The sequence below is a fragment of the Mycobacterium sp. E3198 genome, from assembly GCF_001667015.1.
GTDB lineage: Bacteria > Actinomycetota > Actinomycetes > Mycobacteriales > Mycobacteriaceae > Mycobacterium.
Genome location: NZ_LZIS01000095.1, coordinates 79732 through 105884 on the forward strand (window position 1 = coordinate 79732; position 26153 = coordinate 105884).

Consider the following 26153-nt stretch of genomic DNA (forward strand, 5'->3'; position numbering starts at 1 on the left):
TAGGGGACCGGAGGGCATAGATGTTCGATTTCGGGGCGCTACCACCGGAGATCAACTCCGGCCGGATGTATGTCGGCGCCGGGGCAGGGCCGATGCTGGCAGCCGCGGCGGCCTGGGACGAGTTGGCGGCGGAGTTGCAGTCGACCGCCGCCGCCTACGGCTCGACGATCCAGAGCCTGGCGGTCGGACCGTGGACCGGGCCGTCGTCCATCGCGATGGCGGCCGCCGCCGCCCCCTACGTGGCATGGATGAGCGCGACGGGCGACCAGGCCGAAGAGGCCGCCAGCCAGGCCAAGATCGCCGCGGGCGCCTACGAGGCGGCGTTCGCGGCCACGGTGCCCCCGCCGGTGATCGCGGCCAACCGCGCACTGCTCATGACGTTGATCGCCACCAACTTCCTGGGCCAGAACACCCCGGCGATAGCCGCCACCGAGGCCCAATACGCCGAGATGTGGGCCCAGGATGCCGCCGCCATGTATGCCTACGCGGCCTCGTCCGCAACCGCGTCACAGCTGACGCCGTTCACCGAACCACCGCAGACCACCAACGCGGCGGCCGCGCCGATCCAGGCGGCCGCCGTGTCCCAGTCCAGCGGCGCGAGCGGCCTGAACATCGGCGCGCAGCTGTCCCAGCTCACCGGCTCGCTGCCGACCGCGCTGCAAACCCTCGGTAGCGGCCTGGCGTCATCGCCGACGACGGGGTCGACGAACCTGTTGTCGGGGCTGGCCCTGCCGCAGTTGATTGATCTGCCGCCGGTGAACAGTTCGCTGACCAGCTGGAACACGATCTGGTCGACCCTGACCGGCACCTACAGCCCCTTGTTCAGCTGGTCGGCCATACCGGGTGGGCCCTTCCTGTCCTTCGGGCAGTTGTATGCCTACGCGCAAAACGGGCAGGGCGTGCAGGCCTTCTTCACCCCGAAAGCCATCACCGGCGCACTCGCGCCGCTGACCAGCGAGATGCCGCACCTGTCCGCGGCCACCGCGGGAGCGCCGGTGTCGGGGGCCATGGGCAAGGCCGCGCTGGTAGGCAGCATGTCGGTGCCGCAGGGCTGGACGGAAGCCGCCCCGGCGATCAAGACACTGGCCTCGGTGCTGCCCAGCAACGCGGCGGCGGTCCCCGCCGCGTCGCTGACGGGCGAGGAGGGCGTGTTCAGCCAGATGGCGCTGTCGAGCCTGGCCGGACGCGCCATGGCCGCCGCGGGCACCCACTCCGGAGGCGCTGCTGTGGCGAGCTCGCTCGGCGGTGTGGTCGCCGAGGCCGACCCCGCCGCCGCCACCATCATCGTGATCCCGGCGCTCGAGGACTGACCGCGATGACCACCCACTCGGCTCACCCGACCAGCTAAAAGGGGCACGACATGTTTTATGCAGCGTTTCCGCCGGAGATCAACTCGGGCAGGATGTACAGCGGTCCGGGAGCGGGGTCGTTGCTGGCCGCCGCGGAGGCCTGGACCGGCCTCGCCTCCGAACTGCAGACGACGACGAGCGCGTATTCGTCGGTGATCGACGGGCTGGCCGGCGGACCATGGACCGGCCCCTCGTCGCTGAGCATGGTCGCGGCGATCACGCCCTACCTGGCCTGGATGCAGGGCACCGCGGCGCAGGCCGCGCAAGCCGCGACCCAGGCCACCGCGGCGGCCAGCGCGTATGAGACGGCGTTCGCCGCCCACGTGCCCCCGGTGGAGATCGCCGCCAACCGTGCCCAACTGGCGCAGCTGGTGGCGACCAACGTCTTCGGGCAGAACACCCCGGCGATCGCGGCAACCGAGATCCAATACGGCGAAATGTGGGTTCAGGACGCCCTGGCCATGGACGATTACGCCGCCTCGTCCGCGTCGGCCAGCCAGTTGACCCCGTTCACCGCGGCGCCCCAGGTCACCAGCGCAGGCGGGGCCGCCACGCAAGCCGCCGCCGTGGGCCAGGCCGCGGGCCTGTCGGCCGGCAGCGCCCAGTCGTTGGTGTCGAATGCAAACTCGCTGTTCAACAGCGGCCCCCTGGCGGGGCTGCTCCAGTTCGGGGCCAACCTCAGCACCGACTACACGCAGACGATCAACGGGATGCTGAACAGCCTGTTCGGGGCGAACGGGACCGCGTGGTACAACGCGCTGTACAACTCGGTCAAGGTTCCGTTGGGCCTGACGACGCAGTTCAACGACATCGGGCTGCTGATCAACTTCCCGGCCTCGCAGTTCCTCAAGTTCGCCCCGCACCCCGGTCTCGGCGAGATCCCCCGCGGAGCGCTCGGCGCCGGCCTCGGCGCGCCGCACTGGGGCCAGGGCACCCTGTTCAATGCGGTCTCGCCTTCGGCGGATTTCGGGCGCGGCACGCTGGTCGGCAACCTGAGGGTTCCGCCCAGCTGGACGACGGCAACCCCGGCCATCCGGACGGTCGCCGCAGCGCTGTCGGCCGCCGGCCCGGACGCCGTGCCGGCGGCCGCGCTGGGCGAGGGCGGCTTGCTCGGTTCGATGTCACTGGCCGGCATGCTGGGCGCGGCCGCCGGCGCCGGTGCCCCCACCGTGGTGAAACGGGCCGGCGTGCGGGGCCGCCTCACGCCGATCAAGGACCTCAAGGACGCCGCGTCGCCCGAGAAGCTGAAGCGTCTGGTGGCGCAAATTTCCGATATGCCCGAAAGCGTGCAGCACCACAACGTCGATCAGGAAGGCCTTGACGCCCTGCTCGAGCAGCTGGCCAAGAAGCCCGGCATCCACGCCGTGCACCTGAAGAAGGGCGACAAGGCCAAAGTCGTGCCCTCGGAAGCGCAATCAGGCTAGGGCGCAAAGTGATTAGGAGAGTGATGAACATGAAACCGCTACTGGCAGCGCTTGTCGCTGCGGCCGCAATCGGGTTCGCCGCGCCGGCGTATGCAGATCCGCCTCCTCCGCCGCCCGGTGACGACGGGGGATTCCTCAACGCCTTGCAGCAGGTCGGCATCAACTACGCCAGCCCGGACATGGCCGTCACCTCCGGCAGGGCGGTGTGCACCTGCCTGAACCACGGCGAGTCGGGCCTCGAGCTCGTGCACGACGTCAAGATGCACAACCCCGGGATGGACATGGAGAACGCGTCAAACTTCGCGATGATCGCGGCGAAGTTCTACTGCCCCCAGCAGCTCTCCAAGTCGTAGCGACGACGGCCCCCTCCGCAGCGGTTTCGCGGAGGTGGCCGCGGGGCAACGGAATTGGCCCCGGTCCACCTACCGTTCACCTGCGCGTGGTTAGCTGCCGCCGACCAGCACCGGGAACCGGGGGAAGGAGCGCGGTGTCATGCAGACGTTGAGCGTCGCGGACTTCGCCCTTCGCCTAGGCGTCGGGGTGGGCTGTGGCGCCTTGATCGGCCTGGAGCGGCAATGGCGGGCGCGGCGCGCCGGCCTGCGCACCAACGCGCTGGTCGCCGCCGGGGCGACGCTGTTCGTGCTGTACGCGGTCGCCACCGAGGACAGCAGCCCGACACGGGTCGCGTCATATGTGGTGTCCGGCATCGGGTTTCTCGGCGGCGGGGTGATCCTGCGCGAGGGTGTCAACGTCCGCGGGCTCAACACCGCGGCCACGCTGTGGTGCTCGGCGGCGATAGGCGTGCTGGCCGCGTCGGGGCACCTGGTCTTCACCCTGATCGGCACCGGCACCGTGATCGCCATTCACCTGTTCGGGCGCCCCCTCGGCCGGCTGATCGACCGCGACAGCACCGACGAGGAAGACGAAGATCTCCAGCCCTTCCTGGTGCAGGTGAATTGCCGCCCGAAAACCGAGAAGTACGCGCGCGCGCAGATCGTGCAACATGCCAGCGGCAACGACATGACGCTGCGCGGCATCCACACCGGGCCCGCCGGCGACGACGAGATCACGTTGACCGCACACCTGCTCATGGACGGCCACACCCCGGCGAAGCTCGAGCGGTTGGTGGCCGAACTGTCGTTGCAGCCGGGTGTGCGCGCGGTGCATTGGTACGCCGGCGATCACGCGCAGTCGGACTGACCCGGTCAGGGGCGGGCCTGCAGCGCAGGCGCGGCGGAAGCCAACAGCTCGGCGCGGTCGCGGGTCAGCGGTGGGTAAATCCGACGGGTATTGATCGTCCGCTTGGTGGCCTTCGCCTGCGCACCCGTCGAGATTACCGCCCGGTCCCACCCTTCGGTGTAGACGGCGCCGGCCGGACCCAGGTCGAGAACCGTGACGTACCAAGGTATTCGCAGCGCCAGCATCGGCTCGCCGAGCAGGTCGCTGACGACGTTGTAGCCGGCGTAACGGCCCATCGGCCGCCCGTGCTGACACGACATCACCGACAGGTGCTCGTCGTCCATGCGGGCCGCGGCCACGTCACCCGCGGCGAAGACCGCGGGCACGCCGACCACGCGCAGGTAGTCGTCGACCGCCACCCGGCCCAGCCGGTCGCGCGGCACCGGCAGCTGCTCGGTCAGCGAGCTGGCCCGCATGCCCGCGCACCACACCACGGTGGCCGCCTCGAGCCGTTCGCCCGAGGACAGCGACACCCCGTTTCGGGTGACCTCCGTGACACCCACCGCGGTGCGGATCTCGACGCCGTTGTGCAACAAGGCTTCTTCGATCACCGGGCGCGCCGAGGGACCCATGTCGGACCCCACCGCGGGGTTGCGATCGATCAGGATCACCCGCGGGGCGAGGGTTCCGCGAGAGAACAAGGCGCGCAGCCGCGTCGGCAGCTCGCAGGCCGCCTCGACACCGGTCAGCCCGGCCCCGACCACGACGACGGAGGCCGCCGCCGGCGTCGGCGCGCCCTCGGCAAGCTCGCTCAGGTGGCGCTGCAGCGCCAGCGCCCCGTCGAGGGTGTCGACGTCGAAGCCGAACTCCCGCAGACCCGGTATGTCGGGTTTGAGCACATGGCTGCCCGACGCGAGCACCAGCCGGTCATAGCCGAACACCGCACCGCCCGAGGTGGCGACCCAGCGGGCGCCGGTGTCGATGGCGGTCACTTCCGCGGCGACGTGCGCAACCCCGACGGGATCGAGGAGGTCGGCGAGCGGAATGCGGCAGGCGCTCAAGTCGGTCTCGTAGTTCCGCACCCGGATGTCGTGGAAGGGCTGGGCGCTCAACACGGTGATGTCGACCGCGCCCGCGGGCACGCCCAGCTCGTCGAGGCGCCGGGCGGCACCGAGTGCCGCCCACAGCCCCGCAAACCCGGCGCCGATCACCAGCACTGCGGCCAAGTGCTCACCACCTCATTTGGTACGCGCCGTTACCGGCGGTGGCCGGTGGACGTAATCTATCCGTGTGAATGCTGTCACCGGGTTCTGGTTCGCGCTGCCCCCGCAGATGCAGGATCCCGTGCTGTTCGCCATCCCGTTCTTCCTGCTGTTGCTGACCATCGAGTGGACCGCGGCTCGCAAGCTGCAACGCATGGAGGCGGAGGAGTCGGGCACGCCGCGGCCACCCTCGGGGGCGTACCTGACCCGCGATTCCTGGACCAGCGTTTCGATGGGCCTGGTCTCCATCGCCACCAGCGCCGGCTGGAAGGCCCTGGCCCTGCTCGGTTATACCGCGATCTATGCCTACGTGGCGCCCTGGCACCTTTCGCCGGCCAAGTGGTACACCTGGGTCGTCGCGCTCGTCGGCGTCGACCTGCTGTACTACGGCTACCACCGCATGGCCCACCGGGTCCGGCTGGTCTGGGCGACGCACCAGGCGCACCACTCCAGTCAGTACTACAACCTCGCCACGGCGGTGCGCCAGAAGTGGAACAACAGCGGTGAGGTGCTGATGTGGGCCCCCTTGCCGCTGCTGGGGCTCCCGCCCTGGATGGTGTACTTCAGCTGGTCGCTCAACCTGATCTACCAGTTCTGGATCCACACCGAGCGCATCGGCAAGCTGCCGCGGCCCATCGAATTCGTGTTCAACACCCCGTCGCATCACCGCGTCCACCACGGCATGGACAAGATCTATCTGGACAAGAACTACGGCGGCATCCTGATCGTCTGGGACCGGCTGTTCGGCAGCTTCCAGCCCGAGCTCTTCCGCCCCCATTACGGCCTGACCAAGCAGGTCGACACGTTCAACATCTGGAAGCTGCAGACCCACGAGTACGTCGCCATCGCCCGCGACTGGCGATCGACAAAGCGCCTGCGTGACCGGCTCGGCTTCGTCTTCGGGCCCCCGGGCTGGGCCCCGCGGGTGGCGAACGCGCCCTCCGACGCCGTCCCGCTGGTCACGCCGGGGTAACGCCACCGCCGTCACGTGCGAAAAGATCAATGTGGGGTGAGACTTAGTCGTAACGTCACCCTTCGGATCGGCATTTTTCACGGACGGATGGGGGCTCATGGTGGACCGCCTGGTAATGCGCGCACTCGCGGCGTCGGCTTCCGTAGCGGCCTTGGCATCATGGCTACCGCCGGTGCCCGCCAAGGCGGACCCGGTGGTGTTTCCCGGGATGGAAATCCATCAGGACAACCGTGTCTGCACGCTGGGCTACGTCGACCCGGCGCTGAAGATCGCGTTCACCGCCGGGCATTGCCGGGGTAGCGGGGTCGTTTACGACCGGGACCACAACGTCATCGGCCGCCTGGCGACGTTCCGCGACAACACGCCCAGCGGCACCACCGTGGCCACCGACCAGGTGATCAACGACTACGAGGCGATCGTGCTGGACAGCGCCGTCACGCCCAACAACGTCCTGCCCGGCGGGCGCCCGCTGGAATCCAACCCCGCCGCGACGCTGCAACCCGGCGAAGCGGTGTGCCATTTCGGCGTCGTCACGGGGGAGACCTGCGGGACCGTGGAAAGCGTGAACAACGGGTGGTTCACCATGTCGCACGGCGTCCAGAGCCAGCGGGGCGACTCCGGGGGACCGGTGTACCTGGCGCCCAACGGCGGGCCGGGGGAGATCGTCGGGATTTTCAACAGCGTCTGGGGCGATCTGCCCGCCGCGGTGTCGTGGCGGGCCGCTTCCGATCAGGTCCGCCAGGACCTCGGCGGCGCGACCAACCCGCGCTGACCCGCCCTACCGGGCGCCTTCGAGCACGAACACCGGGATCGCTGGCGCCCCGGCGCGCAGCTGCTCGTCGGTGGAGTCCGGCGTCAACCCGCCGACGTAGTCCTTGACCTGCCAGTACCACCGCGCCAGATAGCGCCGCAGCACTTCGGGCTTGTCGGCGTCGTCGACCTCGCTGACCCGGGCGCGCCGCCGGCGCCAGCGCGGGCCGACCTCGACGACGCCCGCGGCCCTGACGTTGCGCGCCCACTGGGTGTTGCCCCGCGGTGACACGAGATAGTCGACGCCGTCGACGGTCAACAGGTTGATCACCACCGCCCGCGGTTTTCCGCTCTTGCGGCCCCGGACGCGCAGCGCCCGCGTCCCGGCGATGCTGATCCCCAGCTCGGCCAGCCAGCGGATCACGGTGTTGGCGGCGCGGGCCACCCGGTTCGGTTCTTCGTAGCGCGTGGCCATGGTGTGTCCTCTCGGGGCGTCGTCGAGAGCGGTGCTCTCGTCGCCCGACACGCTGCCACAGCGCCCCGCGAAAAGCAAGAGCAGTGATCTCGGTTGTGCCAGACTGGCCACGTGGGCAAACGGCAGGAATCGCGGGAGCAGATCGAGGCGAGGATCGTGGAACTGGGCCGCCGGCAGTTGGTGGACCGCGGTGCGGCGGGGCTGTCGGTGCGTGCCATCGCCCGCGAGCTGGGCGTGGTGTCCTCGGCCGTGTACCGCTACGTGTCCAGCCGCGACGAATTGCTGACCCTGCTGCTGATCGACGCCTATTCCGACCTGGCCGACGCGGTGGACCGGGCCCGCGAGACCGTGGCCGAGGCGTGGAGCGACGACGTCATCGCCATCGCACGGGCCGCGCGGCGGTGGGCGGTCACCCACCCGGCCCAATGGGCGCTGCTCTACGGCAGCCCGGTGCCCGGGTATCATGCACCGGCCGAGCGCACGGTCCCGGCCGGCACCCGCGTCGTGGGTGCCATCTTCGACGCCGTCGCCGCCGGAATCGCCACCGGGGACATCCGGCTGACGAATGACCTTGCCCCGCAACCGATGTCGTCGGACTTTGAACGCATCCGCCACGAGTTCGGGTTTCCGGGGGACGACCAGGTCATCGCCAAGTGCTTTCTGCTCTGGGCCGGCGTGCTCGGCGCCATCAGCCTCGAGGTGTTCGGGCAATACGGCGCCGACACCCTCACCGACCCGGCCGCGGTGTTCGACACCCAGCTTCGGCTGCTGGTGGACGTGCTGAGCCGGCATTGACCGTCGGCGAATTAGAACGTGTTCATCGGCCCGTTTCGGGACCGAGGCCGCCCCTCGCGGCAAAGTTTCGCCGGCCCTTTCTGGCGGCCGCCGTCCTGGGCTATCCTGCGAGACGATGACCGCTGCTCCCCGAACGCCGACGCAGATCGCATGGGTCACCCCGGACCTGGACGCCACCGAAACGGCCCTCACCGGCCTATTAGGCGTTCGGAAATGGGTGCGGATACCCGACGTGCACTTTGCCCCGGAGGCGTGCAGCTATCTTGGCAAGCCGGCCGATTTCGTCGCCAGCATCTCGCTGAGCTACCTCGGGGACATGCAGTTGGAGCTGATCCAACCGGTCCACGGGGAGAACATCTATAGTGACTTCCTCCGCGAATCGGGCGCGGGGTTGCACCACATCTGCGTGGAGGCGGCGAGCCCCGAAGACTTCGACGCGGCATTGGCAGAGGCCGCGGGTCAGGGGGCCCCGGTCGTGCAGCAGGGCGTGATGGCGGGCGGCATCCAATTCGCCTACGTCTCGGCGCCGCAGGCGGGCGTCCCGTTCCTTGAAATCGCCTACATCGCGCCCGAGATGAGGGCCTTCTACGACTACATCAAAGGGGAGCAGCGTCAGTGAGCACCGAAATCCCAACGACGATCGATGCCGACAGTGTGGCGTCGTGGTCGGACGACGTCGATGTGGTGGTGATCGGCTTCGGCATCGGCGGTGGCTGCGCGGCGGTCAGTGCGGCCGCCGCCGGCGCGCGGGTGCTGGTGCTCGAGCGCGCGGCCGCGGCGGGTGGCACCACTTCCCTTGCGGGAGGCCACTTTTACCTCGGCGGCGGGACCGCCGTCCAGCAGGCGACCGGGCACCCCGACTCGCCCGAGGAGATGTACAAATACCTGGTTGCCGTGTCGCGGCAACCGGACCACGCCAAGATCCGCGCGTACTGCGAGGGCAGCGTCGAGCACTTCAATTGGCTGGAAGACTTGGGTTTTCAATTCGAGCGCAGCTACTTCCCGGGCAAGGCGGTGATCCAGCCCAACACCGAGGGGCTGATGTTCACCGGCAACGAGAAGGTGTGGCCCTTCCTGGAGAAGGCCGTGCCCGCGCCGCGCGGCCACAAGGTGCCCGTGCCCGGCGACACCGGCGGCGCCAGCATGGTGATCGACCTGCTCCTCAAGCGCGCCGCGAGCCTCGGCGTGCAAATCCGCTACGAGACCGGCGCCACCCAGCTCGTCGTCGACGACTCGGGCGCCGTGACCGGCGTGGCGTGGAAGCATTTCACCGAAACCGGTGCGATCAAGGCAAAGTCGGTGATCATCGCCGCGGGGGGATTCGTGATGAATCCGGAGATGGTAGCCACCTACACACCCAAGCTGGGGGAAAAGCCGTTCGTGCTCGGCAACACCTACGACGACGGCCTCGGCATCCGGATGGGGGAATCGGCCGGCGGCGCCACCCAGCACATGGATCAAATCTTCATCACGGCCCCGCCGTACCCGCCGTCGATCCTGCTGACCGGGATCATCGTGAACAAGCTGGGCCAGCGGTTCGTCGCCGAGGACTCCTACCACTCCCGGACCGCCGGCTTCATCATGGATCAGCCGGACAGCGCGGCGTTTTTGATCGTCGACGAGGCGCACCTGGAGCACCCCAAGATGCCGCTGGTGCCACTGATCGACGGCTGGGAGACCGTTGCCGAAATGGAAGCCGCCCTCGGCATTCCGCAGGGCAACCTGGTCGCGACGCTGGACCGCTACAACGCCCATGCCGCGCGAGGCGAGGACCCCGATTTCCACAAGCAACCGGAATTCCTTGCGCCGCAAGACAAAGGGCCGTGGGGCGCGTTCGACATGTCGCTGGGCAAGGCGATGTACGCCGGTTTCACCGTCGGCGGGCTGGCCACCTCCGTGGACGGCCAGGTGCTGCGCGAGGACGGCTCGACGGTGCCCGGCCTGTACGCGGTGGGGGCGTGCGCGTCCAACATCGCGCAGGACGGCAAGGGCTATGCCAGCGGCACGCAGCTCGGGGAGGGGTCGTTCTTCGGGCGCCGCGCCGGAGCGCACGCGGCCCGAAGTGCCGCGGGGTAATCGGTGCGGCGCAGCGAACCTGTAATTTCGCAGCGAAAGTTCGAGTAAACCTCTGCAGATTTACAGCCTCGCGGCCGTCAGCCACTAAACCGGCGCGGGCTCCTTTTCCACCGGGCCCAGCCGCCATTCGCCGCCGCCCAGCAGGCGGAGCTGTTGGTCGTGGTGCTGTTCGACGGTGGGCCGGTGGCTCACGCTGACCAGGACGGTATCCGGCAATTCGGTGCGCACCAGCTGATAGAGCGCGAATTCGAGCCCCTCGTCCAGCGCCGAGGTGGCCTCGTCGAGGAAGACGGCCTTCGGCCTGGTCAGCAGGATGCGCGCGAACGCGACCCGCTGCTGCTCACCGGGGGAGAGCACCTTGGCCCAGTCCTGCTCCTCGTCGAGCCGGTCGATCAGCGGCGCGAGGACCACTTTGGTCAACACGTCGCGAAGCGCATCGTCGGAGACGTCGTCCGGCGAGTTCGGGTAGCACACGACGGTGCGCAGACTGCCCAGCGGCACGTACGGCAACTGCGACAAGAACATCGTCGCGTTGTCGCCATCGGGACGGCAGAGCGTCCCGGAAGCGTACGGCCACAGCTCGGCCAGGCTGCGCAGCAGCGTCGTCTTGCCGGCGCCGGAGCGCCCGGTGATCACCAGCGCGTCACCCTCGTCCAAGGCCACATCGAGCGGATCGATCAGCTGGTCACCGGCCGGCGTGCGGACCTCGACACCGCGGAGCTCGACGATCGCCTCCTCACTCGGCTTGACCAATATGGTCGGCAGCGCGCGGCCCTGGCTGTTCGCATCGACGAGGCCGTGCAACCGGATGATCGCCGCCCGAAAGGCCGCGAACGCGTCGTAGTTGTTGCGGAAGAACGACAGCGAATCCTGAATGTTGCCAAAGGCCGTCGCGCTCTGCCCGACGTCGCCGAAGTCGATCCGCCCCGCGAACAGCCGCGGCGCCTGGATCACCCACGGCAGCGGAACGATGATCTGCGACACCGACCAGTTCCATCCGTTGAAGATGATGGTGCGGCGCACGAACTTGCGGTAGTTGCCGATGATCGGGGTGAAGCGACGCCACAGCTGCGCGCGCTCGACTCGTTCACCGCGATAGAAGCCCACCGCCTCGGCCGCGTCGCGCAACCGCACCAGGGCATAACGGAACGCGGCGTTGAGCTTCTCGTTGTTGAAGCTCAGCTGGATCAGCGGATGGCCCAACCAGACCGCGACCAGGGTCGCCACCAGCACGTAGACGAGGACCGTCCAGAACATCGCCCGCGGCAACACCACGCCGAACACGTCGAGGTCTCCCGACAGCTCCCACAGGATCGCCGCGAACGAGATCACCGAGGCCACCGCGTTGACGGCCCCGAACAGCAACGTGCTGCCCGTCCCGTTCGACGGGACGTTGGGGGTACCCCCCGCGTTGGCGGTGAAGATGTCGATGTCCTGCTGGATGCGCTGATCCGGGTTGTCGATGGTGTTGTCGATGAACAGGTCCCGGTAATAGGCCTTGCCGTCCAGCCAGTCGTCGGTGAGGTGGGCGGTCAGCCAGATGCGCCAGGCAATGATGAACCGCTGCGTCAGATAGATGTCGATCATGAACCGGACGACGTACAGGGTCGCCAGCACCGAAAAGATCGCGATCGACATCCAAAAGCCATGAATCCCGGACTGTTTGACGGCGTCGTCGTCGGCCGCGATGCCCTGGACCGCTTTCTGCACCCCGGTGTAGAGGTCGTTGCCCTGGTAGCTGAGCAACACCGTGAGACGCACCGACAGCAACACCGACAGCAACAGCACTCCGAGCATCACCCACACCTTGATGCTCGCCGGGCCGACGAAATATCCGCGGGTGATCCGCCAGAACTGCCGGCCCCACGGCGTGAGAAACCGGAACACGACGAGCACGGCCAGCAGACACACCGCCCCGATCGCCCAGGCGATGGCGATCCACCGCAGCGAATCCATGGGGGCCGCCGACCAGTCGATCGACGGCTTGAACGGCTTTGGGCCCATGGTCGAGGTCTCCTTACGGCCGAGGTGTCCAGCCCGTGCTCAACAAAAATCCTTCGGCGAAGGTACCCGAAGGATCTGGATAGGCTGCGGTAATGAGTACCGACGCCATCCCCACACAAACATTGCACGCCGGCCGGCTCATCGCGCGTCGGCTCAAAGCCAGCGGCGTCGACACCGTCTTCACGCTGTCGGGCGGTCACCTGTTTTCCATCTACGACGGGTGCCGGGACGAGGGAATCCGGCTGATCGACACCCGGCACGAGCAGACCGCGACCTTCGCCGCCGAGGGCTGGTCGAAAGTGACCAGGCAGCCCGGCGTCGCCGCCCTGACCGCCGGGCCGGGCGTCACCAACGGGATGAGCGCGATGGCGGCGGCGCAGCAGAACCAGTCGCCCCTGGTGGTCCTGGGGGGGCGGGCGCCCGCAGGGCGGTGGGGCATGGGCTCGCTGCAGGAGATCGACCACGTGCCGTTCGTGGCCCCCCTGGCGCGATTCGCCGCGACGGCGCAGTCGGCCGGGGACGCCGGCCGGTTGGTCGACGAGGCGTTGCGGGCGGCGGTCGGCGCCCCGTCCGGGGTGGCGTTCGTCGACTTCCCGATGGATCACGCGTTTTCGATGTCGGAGGACGACGACTCGCCGGGCGCCCTGACCGCGCTGCCGCCGGGCCCCGCCCCGGACGGCCGGGCGCTGGATCGCGCCGCCGGCCTGCTGGCCGCCGCGAAGCGGCCGGTGATCATGGCGGGCACCAACGTCTGGTGGGGACACGCCGAGGCGGCGCTGCTGCGCCTGGCCGAGGAACGACAGATCCCGGTGCTGATGAACGGGATGGCCCGCGGCGTCGTGCCCGCCGATCACCCGATGGCGTTTTCGCGCGTCCGGGCCAAGGCGCTGGGGGAGGCCGACGTGGCGCTGATCGTCGGCGTGCCAATGGATTTCCGGCTGGGCTTCGGGAAGGTCTTCGGCGCGGACACCCAACTCGTGGTGGCCGACCGCGCCGAACCCGGCCGCGAGCCTCCGCGCCCCGTCGCGGCCGGGCTCTACGGCGACCTCACCTCGATCCTGGCCGCGCTGACGGCGGGCGGCGCCGGGCATCAGGACTGGGTCGACGAGCTGCGCGCGGCCGAGACGGCGCGCGCGCAGGAAAAGGGCGAGCTCGCCGACGACCGGGTCCCGCTGCATCCGATGCGGGTGTACGCGGAGCTGGCCGGAATGCTGGACCGCGACGCCATCGTCGTCATCGACGCCGGCGACTTCGGCTCCTACGCCGGCCGGGTGATCGACAGCTATCTGCCGGGCTGCTGGCTGGACAGCGGCCCGTTCGGCTGCCTCGGGTCGGGCCCCGGTTATGCCCTGGCCGCCAAGCTTGCCCGGCCCGACCGCCAGGTCGTGCTGCTGCAAGGCGACGGCGCGTTCGGCTTCAGCGGCATGGAGTGGGACACCCTGGCGAGGCATCACGTGCCGGTCGTGTCGGTGATCGGCAACAACGGGATCTGGGCCCTGGAAAAGCACCCCATGGAGGCGCTCTACGGCTATTCGGTGGTGGCGGAGTTGCGGCCCGGCACCCGCTACGACGAGGTGGCGCGGGCCCTGGGCTGCCACGGCGAGCTGGTCTCCGCGCCGACCGAGCTGCGCCCCGCGCTGGAACGCGCCTTCGCCGGCGGGTTACCGGCTGTCGTCAACGTGCTCACCGACCCGGCCGTCGCCTACCCACGCCGCTCCAACCTGGCGTAGCCCGGGCCGCGAGCGTGCGCACTTGTACGTCGGCGGCCGGCGCGTCGCGGCACAACACGCACGCTCGCGCGGGTGGGGGCGACGGGTGGGGGCTCGCGTACCGTTGACCTGTGCCAAAGACCACCCGGACCCAACCCGGACGCCTGAGTAGCCGGTTCTGGCGGCTGCTGGGCGCCAGCACCGAAAAGAACCGCAGCCGGTCGCTCACGGACGTCACCGCCTCGGCGGAGTACGACAAGGAAGCCGCCGACCTCAGCGATGAGAAGCTGCGCAAGGCGACCGGGCTGCTCAAACTCGACGACCTCGCGGAGTCCACCGACATCCCGCAGTTCCTCGCGATCGCCCGGGAGGCGGCCGAGCGGGCTACCGGGCTGCGGCCCTTCGACGTGCAGCTGCTGCGCGCGCTGCGGATGCTCGCCGGCGACGTGATCGAGATGGCCACCGGCGAGGGCAAAACCCTGTCGGGGGCGATCGCGGCCGCCGGATACGCGCTGGCCGGGCGGCACGTGCACGTGGTGACCATCAACGACTATCTGGCCCGCCGCGACGCGGAGTGGATGGGCCCGCTACTGGAGGCCATGGGGCTCACGGTCGGCTGGATCACCGCGGACTCCACCAGCGAGGAGCGCCGGGCCGCCTACGGCTGCGAGGTCACCTACGCCTCGGTCAACGAGATCGGCTTCGACGTGCTGCGCGACCAGCTGGTGACCGACGTCGACGACCTCGTCTCGCCCAACCCCGATGTGGCCCTGATCGACGAGGCCGACTCGGTACTGGTCGACGAGGCGCTGGTGCCGCTGGTGCTGGCCGGCACCACGCACCGCGAGACGCCACGGCTGGAGATCATCAAGCTGGTCGGCGAGCTCGACGCGGGCACGGACTACGACACCGACTCCGACAGCCGCAACGTGCATTTGACCGACGTCGGCGCCCGCAAGGTGGAAAAGGCGCTCGGCGGCATCGACCTGTACTCCGAGGAACACGTCGGCACCACGCTGACCGAGGTCAACGTGGCGTTGCACGCGCACGTGCTGTTGCAGCGCGACGTGCACTACATCGTGCGGGACGACGCGGTGCACCTGATCAACTCCGCCCGCGGGCGCATCGCGCAGCTGCAGCGCTGGCCGGACGGCCTGCAGGCCGCCGTCGAGGCGAAGGAGGGCATCGAGACCACCGAAACCGGCGAAGTGCTCGACACCATCACCGTGCAGGCGCTGATCAATCGCTACGCCACCGTGTGCGGCATGACGGGCACCGCGCTGGCCGCCGGTGAGCAGCTGCGCCAGTTCTACAAGCTGGGCGTGTCGCCGATCCCGCCGAACGAGCCCAACATTCGCGAGGACGAGTCAGACCGGGTCTACATCACGGCGGCCGCCAAGAACGACGCGATCGTCGCGCACATCGCCGAGGTGCACGAGACCGGGCAGCCGGTGCTGGTCGGCACCCGCGACGTGGCCGAGTCCGAGGAGCTGCACGAGCGGCTGCTGCGCCGCGGCGTGCCGGCGGTGGTGCTCAACGCGAAGAACGACGCCGAGGAGGCCGAGGTGATCGCCGAGGCCGGCAAGTACGGGGTTGTGACGGTGTCGACGCAGATGGCCGGGCGGGGCACCGACATCCGGCTCGGCGGGTCGGACGAGGCCGACCACGACCGGGTGGCCGAGCTGGGCGGGCTGCACGTCGTCGGCACCGGCCGCCATCACACCGAGCGGCTGGACAACCAGCTGCGCGGGCGCGCCGGTCGCCAGGGCGACCCCGGCTCGTCGGTGTTCTTCTCCAGCTGGGAGGACGACGTCGTCGCCGCCAACCTCGACCACAACAAGCTGCCGATGGAGACCGACGAGGATGGCCGCATAGTCAGCCCCAAGGCGGCCGGGATGCTCGACCACGCCCAGCGCGTCGCCGAGGGCCGGATGCTCGACGTGCACGCCAACACCTGGCGCTACAACCAGCTGATCGCCCAGCAGCGCGCCATCATCGTCGATCGGCGAAACACGTTGCTGCGCACCGCAACCGCGCGCGAGGAACTCGCGGAGCTGGCGCCGGACCGGTACGAGGAACTGGGCAAGGAAATCTCCGAGGAGGGCCTGGAGAAGATCTGCCGGCTGATCATGCTGTATCACCTCGACCGGGGCTGGGCGGACCATCTGGCGTACCTGGCCGACATCCGCGAAAGCATCCACCTGCGCGCGCTCGGCCGGCAAAACCCGCTCGACGAATTCCACCGGCTGGCGGTCGACGCCTTCGCATCGCTGGCGGCCGACGCCATCGAGGCCGCCCAGCAGACGTTCGAAACCGCAAACGTGCTCGAAGAGGAGCCCGGTCTGGACCTGTCCAAGCTGGCGCGGCCGACGTCGACGTGGACCTACATGGTCAACGACAACCCGCTCTCGGATGACACGCTGTCGACCCTGAGCCTGCCCGGGGTGTTCCGCTGAGGATTGATCACGGCTGGGCGTTCGTGCTTTGCGTCGTGCAGAATGACGCTGGTGCTGCGCCAAATGCCCAAGCTCAGCCGGATGGCGGCTGTCGATGGTTTTCGATGAGCGCCTGCTGATTCGGGCCGCCACCACCGACGAGCTGCTTTCCGACGCGTTTGAGCAACTGCCCGTTCAGAAGAGCGACACCGACTTGGCCACGCGCCGTCTCGCCGCGTGGTGCCGATCGTCCGCCGGTGGCGACGTGGCACTGTTCGCCAGACGGCTGCAGCGCGATGGGCTGTCGATGCAGGGCGTGCTGGCAAGATTCGCATCGGTTCGCCGCAACCCGTCCCTGCCCGCACCGCAATGGGCCCAGGATGCGGCTTGGATCGCCGAGGCGTTGCAGGATCGCCGCGACACCGCCGCGCTTCCCGGCGCCGGGTCGCACGCCTTCGCGGATCTGCTGGAACCGGTGGTCCGGGAGGCGGAGCGCGTCCTCTGGTCGGGGGTGGGCGACGGTGTCCGAGGTGTGCTGGACGACGGCGCGCACGCATGCCTGCGCCGCTCGCTGAGAGCACGGCTGTCGGACCTTGCGGCACCCGCGCTGTACGAGCGTTTCGCGAAGGCCCGCGACGACGGCGGGCCGGGCGGCTGCTATGACCGCTTCGTCCGCAGCATGAAGACGGACGGCTGGCGTCAGCTGTTCGACGAGAAACCGGTCCTGTTGCGGCTGATGGCCTCGCTCACCCGGCAGTGGATCGACGCGTCCCGGGAACTGCTCGCGCGGCTGGATGCCGACCTGCCCGCGCTTCGCCGCGACTTGCTCGACTCCGCCGCGCCGCACCGGGTAACCAGCATCGAGGGCGACCTCTCGGACCGGCACAACTTCGGCCGTACCGTCACGGTGATCGGCTTCCAGGACGGCTCACGGGTCGTGTACAAGCCCAAGGATCTGCGTGTCGACGCGGCGTGGCATGCGCTGATCGAAAGACTGAACCGCGGCGCCCCCTCAGGGCTGCGGGCCGTGCGCGTGGTGGCGCGGCAAGGTTACGGCTGGACCGAGTTCATCGATCACGCGAGTTGCGTTGATAGGCAAGACCTTCAGCGATACTTCCGGCGCGCCGGCGCATGGCTGGCGCTCTTCCACTGCTTCGTCGGCGTCGACATGCATCAGGAGAACATCATCGCGTGCGGCGAACACCCGGTACCGATCGATCTGGAGATGATCCTGCAGCCGGCCGAGCCGTGGGGCGACACCGGCACCGTGGCGGATCAGGACGCGTTCGGGGCGGCGATGGCGAAGGTCATGAATTCGGTGGTGATGGTCGGCGTCCTTCCCACGTACAGCTGGGACGACAACGAAACCTTCTCGATGGGCGCGGTGATCTCGAATTCCGCGCCGCAAACCACCCACACCTGGGACCACGTCAACTCCGATGCGATGCGGCCCGCGAAAGTCGTCCAGGCCGCCGCGGCCATCCCAAACCTGCCGCATATCAACGGGTCTCATGCCCGGCTGGGCGGTTATGGCGACGACTTGATATCGGGGTTCGGTGACTACGCGCGGTTTCTATCGCGGCAGCGCCCCGACGAACTGTTCGAGGGCTTCGCCGGCCTGCCGATCCGGAGGGTCGTGCGGCCGACGAGGTTCTACGGCATGCTGCTGGCGCACCTGCAAGATCACCGTGCCATGGACGACGGTGTCGGGTGGTCTGCGCAGGCGGACTTCCCGGCGCAACTGGCGGACTGGGAGCACGACGTCGACCCCGCGTGGCCGTTGCTGCGCGCCGAGCGCGCGGCCGTCGTCACCCTGAATGTTCCGCATTTCGTGATGGCCGGTGACGGGCGCAGCATCCGCGACGCGGACGGCACCTCAATCCCACAGGGGACGACGCCGGGGCTGGATCGAGCGCGCGCCCGACTGCGCGGCCTCGACGACGACGAAATCGCATGGCAGACAGAGCTGATCCGGCAAAGCATCGCCACGCTCGAGCGAGCTTCCGCGAAGCCGGGCACCCCGCCGCTTGTCCCCGCGGCCGGGCCGTCCGGCCGCGATGTGTTCGCCGCCGAAGCCGACGCGGTTGCCCTAACGCTGGCGAAGCATGCCGTGCGCAGGGGGCCGGATGCGGCCTGGATCGGCCTCGACTGGCTGGGCGAGTCCGAGTTGTCGCAGCTCGTGGTGCTCGGTCCGGACCTCTACAAAGGCACAGGTGGGCTCGCGGTGTTTCTTGCCGCGCATGCCGCCGTCACAGGCTCCACCTCGTCGAGGGCCCTTGCCGCCGCCGGGCTGTCCCGGCTTCGGGGATTCCTGCGAGGGCCCGGCTCGGAGCGCGTCGCCCGCCAGGTCGGTATCGGCGGTGGCCTCGGCCTCGGCTCGATCGTGTACGGCCTCGCGGTCGTCTCGGCGCTGCTCGACGACGACGATGTGCTCCTCGATGCTCACGCCGCGGCGGCGCTGATCACCCCGGACGTCATTTCGGCGGATCGCCGGCTCGACGTCCTGGGCGGCAGTGCCGGCGCCGTCCTGGGGCTGCTTCGGCTGTATCGCCAGACCGGGTCCGGCGACGCGCTCGAGCGGGCGACCCACTGCGGGAGGCACCTGCTTGCCCAACGGCGCGCCGGGCCGGCGGGCAGGCGGAGCTGGGCTCCGCCCGGTTCCGCCGCCCCCCTCAACGGCATGTCGCACGGCGCGGCGGGCTACGCGTACGCTTTGGCATCCCTGGCCTCAGCCACCGGATGTGACGAGTTCACAAGCGCCGCAACCGAATGCGTCACTTTCGAGAACGCATCCTTCGACGCGGACCGCGGCACTTGGCCCGACCTGCGCGGCGGGCAAACCAAGTGGTGTCATGGCGCGCAGGGCATCGGGTTGGCGCGAGCCGCCATGACCCGACACCCGGTGGCTCCGGGCGGCGTCGTCCACGCCGACGTCGAGAACGCCGTCGCGGCCACCGAGCACGAATGGCCGGACGCGACCGACGCGCTGTGCTGCGGCACGCTCGGCAGCATCGAGTTCCTGTGGGAGGCCGGCGGCGTCCTCGGGCGCGACGACCTTCGCGAGCTGGCCTCGCGGCGGCTGCTGTCGGTGATCGAAACCGCCCGGTCGCGCGGTGACTACCGGTGGACCGGCGGCACCACCGGCCGCTTCAATCTCGGCCTTTTCCGGGGCGTCGCCGGCGTCGGCTACACGGTGTTGCGGCGACTCGAGCCCTCGCTTCCCAACGTCTTGATCTGGGAATGAAATGACCCGGCGGTCGACGGCCCCGTAGCGGTGGCCGCCGCCGCCGCGGTCGGCTTCGGGCCCGGCGTTCGACTAATGTCACGGCTCATGGAGCCGGTGCTTCCGCCCGATCGGGTGCTGACAGTGCCCAACGCCCTGAGCGCCATCCGCCTGGCGCTCATCGGAGTATTCATCTACGTCCTGCTGTTCGCGCACGCCAACGGCTGGGCGGTGGCGATCCTGATGTTCAGCGGAGCCTCCGACTGGGCCGACGGCAAGATCGCCCGCACGCTCAACCAGTCCTCGCGGCTCGGCGTGCTGCTGGACCCGGCGGTGGACCGCCTCTACATGGTGACCGTCCCGATCGTCCTGGCGGTCGACGGCATCGTGCCCTGGTGGTTCGTCATCACGCTGCTGGTGCGGGACGGATTGCTCGCGGCGACGCTGCCGCTGCTGCGCAGTCGCGGGCTGTCGGCGCTGCCGGTGACCTACATCGGCAAGGCCGCCACGTTCGCGTTGATGTCCGGCTTCCCGTTGGTCCTGCTGGGGACGGGCGGCGCGGTGTGGAGCCGGGTGCTGAGGGCCTGCGGGTGGGGCTTTTTGGGTTGGGGTCTGTACTCCTACCTGTGGGCTTTCGTGTTGTACGCGGTGCAAATGGCGTTGGTGGTGCGCCGCATGCCCAAGCTGAAACACGCTGCCCCCCAGCGGGTCGCGCCCAAGGCGGGTGAGCATGACTGACCCCGACCGCCTGCTCGGCGGCTATGACCCGAACGCCGGCCGGAGCGCCCACGCCGCGGCCCGGCCACAGCTGATCCCGGTTCCCTCGCTGCTGCGCGCCCTGCTGTCGGAGCACCTGGATCCGGGGTATGCCGCGGCCGCCGCCAGGCGGGGCGGCTCCGACACACCGCGCAGCGGTCGGGAACGGGCTGTCGGCTGGCTGTGGGAGGCGCTGGCGGCGCTGTTGATCGCCGCGGTGTTCGCCGCCGCGGTCGCCCAGGCCCGCTCGGTCGCCCCCGGCGTCCGCAACGCGCAGCAGCTGCTGCTGCAAAGCGTGCGCTCGTCGGAAACCACCGCGGCCAGGCTGGGCAAGGAACGCAGCGCGCTGTCGACGAGGGTCGACGGCGTGCAGCGCCGGGCGCTGGCGGACAACGCCCAGGGCCAGCGCCTGCTCACGCGTCTCGACGCGCTCAGCCTGGCGGCGGCCAGCACCGCGGTCATCGGGCCCGGTCTGACGGTGACCGTGACGGACCCCGGTGCCGGACCGAACCTTTCCGACGTGTCCAAGCAGCGCGTCAGCGGCAGCAGGCAGATCATCCTGGACCGCGATCTGCAGCTGGTCGTCAACTCGTTGTGGGCCAGCGGCGCCGAAGCCATCTCCGTCGGCGGCGTCCGGATCGGGCCGAACGTGACCATCCGGCAGGCCGGCGGGGCGATCCTCGTCGACAACAACCCCACCAGCAGCCCGTACCAGATCCTCGCGGTCGGGGCCCCGCACGCGATGCGAGACGTCTTCGACGGCAGCCCCGGCCTGCAGCGCCTGCGGCTGCTGGAGGCCTCCTACGGCGTCGTCGTCACGGTGAACGTCGCCGACGGTCTGTCGCTGCCCGCCGGATCGATCCGGGATGTCAAGTTCGCCAAACAGATTGGGCCCTAGTGAGGAATCTCCACCCAAGACCGATCCCGCTGGCCGGCGCGGGGTGCCGCGCATGATCGGCATCGCGGCCCTCGCCGTCGGCATCGTGCTCGGCCTGATCTTCCACCCCGCCGTGCCCGAGGCCATCCAGCCCTATTTGCCGATCGCGGTGGTGGCCGCGCTCGATGCGGTGTTCGGCGGGCTGCGCGCGTACCTCGAACGGATCTTCGACCCCAAGGTCTTCGTCGTGTCGTTCGTGTTCAACGTCTTCGTGGCCGCCCTGATCGTCTACGTCGGCGACCAGCTGGGCGTCGGCACGCAGCTCTCGACGGCCATCATCGTCGTCCTGGGCATCCGCATCTTCGGCAACGCGGCCGCGCTGCGGCGCCGGCTGTTCGGGGCGTGAGGCCGGCGTGAGCCAGGACCCGCCCGACCGCCCCGCCGCCCACGACGGGGAAAGTCGCGAACCCCAGGCGGGCGAAGTTGCGGCGCGCGGCCGGCACGAACTGCCCGCCAAACGCCCCCGCCCCGAGATCGGGCCGGTTCGCCGCACGGGGCCGTTGGGCCTGCTGCGGGGCGGCCGCTCCCGGCTGGCCTTCGGGGTCTTGGCGACCGTGCTGTGCCTCGTCCTCGGGATCGCGATCGTCACCCAGGTGCGCCAGACCAAGTCGGGGGATTCGCTGGACACCGCCCGCCCCGCCGACCTGTTGGTGCTGCTGGATTCGCTGCGGCAGCGCGAGGCGACGCTGAACACCGAAGTCGGCGAGCTGCAGAACACGCTGAATTCCCTGCAGGCCTCCGGCAACAGCGATCAGGCCGCGATCCAGAGCGCCCAGGCCAGGCTGGCCGCGCTGTCGATCCTGGTCGGCGCGGTCGGTGCCACCGGGCCCGGTGTCACGATCACGATCGACGACCCCGGCCCCGGGGTGTCACCGGAGGCGATGCTCGACGTGGTCAACGAGTTGCGCGCCGCCGGCGCCGAAGCGATCGAGGTCAACGACGCGCACCAATCGGTGCGGGTCGGTGTCGATACCTGGATTGTGGGTACGCCTGGCTCGTTGACCATCGACACCAAGAACCTGTCGCCCCCGTATTCGATTCTGGCGATTGGCGATCCGCCCACACTGGCCGCGGCCATGAACATCCCGGGCGGCGCGGAGGACAGCATCAAGCGCGTCGGGGCGCGGATGTCCGTGCAGCAGGCCGACCGCGTGGAGGTGACCACCTTGCGACAACCAAAACCGCACCAATACGCTCAGCCGGTCAAGTGAACGTGCCGTGACAGAAGCGACCAGAACAGGATCCCCCGTGAGCGACATTCCGTCCGATCTGCACTACACCGCCGAACACGAGTGGGTTCGACGAAGCGGTGCGGACACCGTCCGGGTCGGGATCACCGACTTTGCGCAGTCGGCCCTCGGCGACGTCGTTTTCGTCCAGCTGCCCGACGTGGGCAGCCAGGTGAGCGCGGGCGAATCGTTTGGCGAGGTGGAATCGACGAAATCGGTGTCGGACCTGTTCGCCCCGGTCTCGGGGACGGTATCGGCGGTCAACGGAGACCTGGAGGGCAGCCCGCAGCTGGTCAACTCCGACCCCTACGGCGGCGGCTGGCTGGTGGATGTCCAGGTTTCCGACGGCGCCGAGCTCGAGTCGGCCATCGCCGCGCTGCTCGACGCCGAGGCCTACCGCGGGACGCTGACCGAATGACGGTTGCTAATGTGCCTGCCAGCCCCGCTCGCCGACGCGGGCGGCGCACCCGGTCAGGCTTTCGATCGTCAGGTGGTGGGGGCATCGCGGACCGGTGCGCGGTACGGTCGACAGATCGACACTTGATCGACACTCGAAGGCACTAGAGAAGTCAAGTAACAAGCAACACGGGGCCGAGAAAACTCAGGAAACCCAGAGGAGAACCGGGCGTGCCGACCCGGTCGGATAACGCCACAGCGGCCAGTGAGGAGCAGCGGGTGACGGACATGGACTCGGATATGGGGAAAGACCAGGACGAAGTCACGGTAGAGACGACCTCGGTCTTCCGTGCCGACTTCCTCAATGAACTGGACGCCCCCGCCCAGGCGGGGACCGAGAGCGCGGTATCCGGGGTCGAGGGGCTCCCGGCCGGCTCGGCGCTGCTGGTCGTCAAGCGGGGACCCAACGCCGGATCGCGGTTCCTGCTCGACCAGCCCATCACGTCCGCCGGCCGGCATCCCGACAGCGACATCTTCCTCGACGACGTCACCGTCAGCCGCCGCCACGCCGAATTCAGGTTGGAAAACAACGAATTTCACGTCGTGGATGTCGGTAGCCTGAACGGCACGTACGTCAACCGCGAGCCCGTCGATTCGGCGGTGCTGGCCAACGGCGACGAAGTGCAGATTGGCAAGTTCCGGCTGGTGTTTTTGACCGGCCCCAAGCAGGGTGACGACGATGGAGGTTCCGGAGGGTAGTGAGCGCGCCCGATAGCCCGGCACTTGCCGGGATGTCGATTGGGGCGGTCCTGGATCTGTTGAGGCCGGATTTCCCCGAGGTCACCATCTCCAAGATCCGATTCCTGGAGGCCGAGGGCCTGGTGACGCCGCAGCGCGCCGCGTCGGGGTATCGGAGGTTCACCGCGTACGACTGCGCGCGGCTGCGCTTCATCCTCACGGCCCAGCGCGACCACTACCTACCGCTGAAGGTGATCAGGGCGCAACTGGACGCCCAGCCCGACGGTGAGCTGCCGCCGATCGGATCGCCTTACGGCGTACCGCGATTGGTGTCGGTGCCGGACAGCTCGGAAGAGAGCGAGCCGGCGCCCGACCCGGCGGCCGTGGCTCCGACCCGAATCCGGCTGAGCCGCGAAGACCTGCTGGAACGCTCCGGGGTGGATCAGGACCTGCTGACGGCGCTGCTCAAGGCCGGGGTGATCACCACCGGTCCGGGCGGCTTCTTCGACGAGCATGCCGTGGTGATCCTGCAATGCGCGCGGGCGTTGGCCGAGTACGGCGTCGAGCCGCGGCATCTGCGCGCCTTCCGCAACGCCGCCGACCGGCAGTCCGACTTGATCGCCCAAATCGCCGGGCCGGTAGTCAAAGCGGGCAAGACCGGCGCCCGCGACCGCGCCGACGACCTGGCGCGCGAGGTGGCCGCGCTCGCCATCACGCTGCATACCTCGCTGATCAAGTCTGCCGTTCGCGACGTTCTGCATCGCTGAGGATTAGACTTCGTTGGACAGCTTGGTGTTCGACGGGCTGAAGAGATGCGGAGGGCAGACACAGATGGGTGAAGTTCGTGTTGTCGGCATTCGCGTCGAGCAGCCGCAGAACCAACCTGTGCTGCTGCTGCGCGAAGCCAACGGTGACCGATACCTGCCAATCTGGATCGGTCAGTCCGAAGCCGCCGCCATCGCCCTGGAGCAGCAAGGCGTCGAACCGCCCCGCCCGCTCACGCACGACCTGATCAGGGATCTCATTGCCGCACTTGGGCATTCGCTGAAGGAGGTGCGGATCGTCGACCTCCAGGAGGGGACCTTCTACGCCGACCTGGTCTTTGACCGCAACATCACCGTGTCGGCTCGCCCCTCGGATTCGGTGGCGATCGCGCTGCGGGTGGGCGTCCCGATCTACGTCGAGGAAGCCGTGCTCGCCCAGGCGGGACTGCTGATCCCCGACGAGAGCGACGAAGAGGCCAACACCGCCGTCCGCGAGGACGAGGTGGAGAAGTTCAAGGAGTTCCTCGACAGCGTCTCCCCGGACGACTTCAAGGCCACCTAGCCCCTCGCGGTGGGTGACCACTACCCTGGGTCTGGACATCACGGATCCATCTCATCTGGCACCGCGATGTCGACACGCTGACCGATAGTGCGGCCAGAGCGCCCCGCAGCAGCCATACTTTCATCACGACTTGAAGGCGCGGCGGCTATCGAAAAGCGTAAGCTCTCTAGCACTCGGGCCTGAGCAAACGTGGCTGCGGTGCAGCCAATGAGGACAGCGCGATCGGCGAGAGGAAGCCCCGTGAGCGAGCAGCCACGTCAAGAGCAGCTGGATCTAGCTGACAGTGCGAACGCCGCGAGCAGCGACCCGGCCGTCACCGCAGCGAGCGCGCCCGTGCAGCCGGGGCTGTTTCCCGACGATTCCGTGCCCGACGAGCTGGTGGGCTACCGCGGGCCGAGCGCCTGCCAGATCGCCGGGATCACCTACCGGCAGCTGGACTACTGGGCGCGCACGTCGCTGGTGGTCCCGTCGATCCGCAGCGCGGCCGGCTCCGGCAGCCAGCGGCTCTACTCGTTCAAGGACATCCTGGTTCTCAAGATCGTCAAGCGGTTGCTCGACACCGGCATCTCGCTGCACAACATCCGCGTGGCGGTCGACCACCTGCGCCAGCGCGGCGTCCAGGATCTGGCCAACATCACCCTGTTCTCCGACGGCACCACCGTCTACGAGTGCACCTCGGCCGAAGAGGTCGTCGACCTGTTGCAGGGCGGGCAGGGCGTGTTCGGCATCGCCGTCTCGGGCGCCATGCGCGAGCTGACCGGTGTCATCGCCGACTTCCACGGCGAGCGCGCCGACGGCGGCGAATCGATCGCCGCCCCCGAAGACGAGCTGGCCTCCCGGCGCAAGCACCGCGACCGCAAGATCGGCTAACCGCCCTTTCCCCTGCGTCCCCTGCGCGAGCGTGCACAGTTGTGCACGTTGTGCGGCGTGTCGCCGTACAAACGCGCACGCTCGCGGGGTTTGGAGAGGGCGCGGGTAAACTGGCGCACGCGTCGCACTCGAGCGGGAGAGTTCCGTGGCCGCCAGTCACGGACGCCGAAGGAGCAACACCTCTCCGTCAACCTCTCAGGCACCCGGACCGCGCGAGTTCACGACGCCTCTGGAAAGCGGTGGAGAC

The 26153-nt window shown here is 69.0% G+C and carries 24 protein-coding genes and 1 riboswitch; of the genes, 21 read left to right on the forward strand and 3 right to left on the reverse strand.

Features of this window, described 5'->3' with window-relative positions; all coding sequences use genetic code 11:
* The first annotated feature begins 20 nt into the window (after positions 1-20).
* The 4 genes from A5673_RS10775 (at position 21) to A5673_RS10790 (ending at position 3973) form a co-directional block, all read left to right on the forward strand.
* Complete coding sequence (locus tag A5673_RS10775) at positions 21-1310, forward strand: PPE family protein (RefSeq protein WP_068231148.1); 1290 nt, start codon at positions 21-23, stop codon at positions 1308-1310.
* Positions 1311-1360: 50 nt separating this feature from the next.
* On the forward strand, positions 1361-2773 hold the full coding sequence (locus A5673_RS10780; protein WP_068231152.1) for a PPE family protein: 1413 nt from the start codon (positions 1361-1363) through the stop codon (positions 2771-2773).
* 29 nt (positions 2774-2802) lie between these two features.
* A complete protein-coding gene (locus A5673_RS10785) occupies positions 2803-3126 on the forward strand; it encodes a DUF732 domain-containing protein (protein WP_068231320.1) in 324 nt (107 codons plus the stop codon).
* 139 nt (positions 3127-3265) lie between these two features.
* On the forward strand, positions 3266-3973 hold the full coding sequence (locus A5673_RS10790) for an MgtC/SapB family protein (protein WP_068231156.1): 708 nt from the start codon (positions 3266-3268) through the stop codon (positions 3971-3973).
* Between the two features lie 5 nt (positions 3974-3978).
* Here A5673_RS10790 and A5673_RS10795 read toward each other — a convergent pair whose 3' ends face one another.
* A complete protein-coding gene (locus A5673_RS10795; protein WP_068231159.1) occupies positions 3979-5178 on the reverse strand; it encodes an NAD(P)/FAD-dependent oxidoreductase in 1200 nt (399 codons plus the stop codon).
* A 64-nt stretch (positions 5179-5242) separates the two neighbouring features.
* Between A5673_RS10795 and A5673_RS10800 the strand changes: the two genes are divergently transcribed.
* The gene (locus tag A5673_RS10800; RefSeq protein WP_068231163.1) at positions 5243-6187 is read left to right on the forward strand and encodes a sterol desaturase family protein; all 945 of its coding nucleotides are present in this window, start codon (positions 5243-5245) and stop codon (positions 6185-6187) included.
* A 97-nt stretch (positions 6188-6284) separates the two neighbouring features.
* A complete protein-coding gene (locus A5673_RS10805; RefSeq protein ID WP_068231166.1) occupies positions 6285-6959 on the forward strand; it encodes a hypothetical protein in 675 nt (224 codons plus the stop codon).
* Positions 6960-6965: 6 nt separating this feature from the next.
* Here A5673_RS10805 and A5673_RS10810 read toward each other — a convergent pair whose 3' ends face one another.
* Positions 6966-7412, reverse strand: a complete 447-nt coding sequence (locus A5673_RS10810) for a nitroreductase family deazaflavin-dependent oxidoreductase (protein ID WP_068231170.1) — start codon at positions 7410-7412, stop codon at positions 6966-6968.
* Between the two features lie 111 nt (positions 7413-7523).
* On the opposite strand from A5673_RS10810, the gene A5673_RS10815 reads away from it, so the two are divergent.
* From A5673_RS10815 to A5673_RS10825, 3 genes are all read left to right on the forward strand, one after another.
* Complete coding sequence (locus tag A5673_RS10815; RefSeq protein ID WP_197518346.1) at positions 7524-8207, forward strand: TetR/AcrR family transcriptional regulator; 684 nt, start codon at positions 7524-7526, stop codon at positions 8205-8207.
* Between the two features lie 115 nt (positions 8208-8322).
* The gene (locus tag A5673_RS10820) at positions 8323-8826 is read left to right on the forward strand and encodes a VOC family protein (RefSeq protein ID WP_068231176.1); all 504 of its coding nucleotides are present in this window, start codon (positions 8323-8325) and stop codon (positions 8824-8826) included.
* Positions 8823-10283: an FAD-binding protein gene (locus A5673_RS10825; protein ID WP_068231179.1), complete on the forward strand. Its 1461-nt coding sequence runs from the start codon at positions 8823-8825 to the stop codon at positions 10281-10283. Before A5673_RS10820 ends, A5673_RS10825 begins: the two co-directional genes overlap by 4 nt.
* 84 nt (positions 10284-10367) lie before the next feature.
* Here A5673_RS10825 and A5673_RS10830 read toward each other — a convergent pair whose 3' ends face one another.
* Positions 10368-12287 (reverse strand): ABC transporter ATP-binding protein/permease, encoded by a 1920-nt coding sequence (locus A5673_RS10830; protein ID WP_068231182.1) that lies wholly within the window; start codon positions 12285-12287, stop codon positions 10368-10370.
* Between the two features lie 92 nt (positions 12288-12379).
* On the opposite strand from A5673_RS10830, the gene A5673_RS10835 reads away from it, so the two are divergent.
* The 12 genes from A5673_RS10835 (at position 12380) to A5673_RS10890 (ending at position 25906) form a co-directional block, all read left to right on the forward strand.
* Positions 12380-14017, forward strand: coding sequence for an acetolactate synthase (locus tag A5673_RS10835; RefSeq protein ID WP_068231186.1), 1638 nt, complete (start codon positions 12380-12382; stop codon positions 14015-14017).
* Between the two features lie 110 nt (positions 14018-14127).
* Positions 14128-16452, forward strand: coding sequence for an accessory Sec system translocase SecA2 (gene secA2 / locus A5673_RS10840; protein WP_068231189.1), 2325 nt, complete (start codon positions 14128-14130; stop codon positions 16450-16452).
* Between the two features lie 94 nt (positions 16453-16546).
* The gene (locus tag A5673_RS10845) at positions 16547-19675 is read left to right on the forward strand and encodes a type 2 lanthipeptide synthetase LanM family protein (protein ID WP_068231192.1); all 3129 of its coding nucleotides are present in this window, start codon (positions 16547-16549) and stop codon (positions 19673-19675) included.
* Positions 19676-19762: 87 nt separating this feature from the next.
* The gene (locus tag A5673_RS10850; RefSeq protein WP_068231195.1) at positions 19763-20392 is read left to right on the forward strand and encodes a CDP-alcohol phosphatidyltransferase family protein; all 630 of its coding nucleotides are present in this window, start codon (positions 19763-19765) and stop codon (positions 20390-20392) included.
* On the forward strand, positions 20385-21308 hold the full coding sequence (locus A5673_RS10855) for a DUF881 domain-containing protein (RefSeq protein WP_068231198.1): 924 nt from the start codon (positions 20385-20387) through the stop codon (positions 21306-21308). The genes A5673_RS10850 and A5673_RS10855 overlap by 8 nt, the downstream gene beginning before the upstream one ends.
* Before the next feature lie 52 nt (positions 21309-21360).
* Positions 21361-21693, forward strand: a complete 333-nt coding sequence (locus A5673_RS10860; protein ID WP_066960535.1) for a small basic family protein — start codon at positions 21361-21363, stop codon at positions 21691-21693.
* A 100-nt stretch (positions 21694-21793) separates the two neighbouring features.
* Positions 21794-22558, forward strand: a complete 765-nt coding sequence (locus tag A5673_RS10865) for a DUF881 domain-containing protein (RefSeq protein WP_068231323.1) — start codon at positions 21794-21796, stop codon at positions 22556-22558.
* A 37-nt stretch (positions 22559-22595) separates the two neighbouring features.
* Positions 22596-22994, forward strand: a complete 399-nt coding sequence (gene gcvH / locus A5673_RS10870; protein ID WP_068231201.1) for a glycine cleavage system protein GcvH — start codon at positions 22596-22598, stop codon at positions 22992-22994.
* Between the two features lie 257 nt (positions 22995-23251).
* Positions 23252-23731, forward strand: coding sequence for a glycogen accumulation regulator GarA (gene garA, locus A5673_RS10875; RefSeq protein WP_068231204.1), 480 nt, complete (start codon positions 23252-23254; stop codon positions 23729-23731).
* The gene (locus tag A5673_RS10880) at positions 23731-24477 is read left to right on the forward strand and encodes a MerR family transcriptional regulator (RefSeq protein ID WP_068231207.1); all 747 of its coding nucleotides are present in this window, start codon (positions 23731-23733) and stop codon (positions 24475-24477) included. The genes garA and A5673_RS10880 overlap by 1 nt, the downstream gene beginning before the upstream one ends.
* Before the next feature lie 64 nt (positions 24478-24541).
* On the forward strand, positions 24542-25036 hold the full coding sequence (locus A5673_RS10885; RefSeq protein ID WP_066933175.1) for a bifunctional nuclease family protein: 495 nt from the start codon (positions 24542-24544) through the stop codon (positions 25034-25036).
* A gap of 240 nt (positions 25037-25276) precedes the next feature.
* A complete protein-coding gene (locus A5673_RS10890) occupies positions 25277-25906 on the forward strand; it encodes a MerR family transcriptional regulator (protein WP_068231210.1) in 630 nt (209 codons plus the stop codon).
* 123 nt (positions 25907-26029) lie between these two features.
* Positions 26030-26127, forward strand: a riboswitch (glycine riboswitch).
* Positions 26128-26153: the final 26 nt, after the last annotated feature.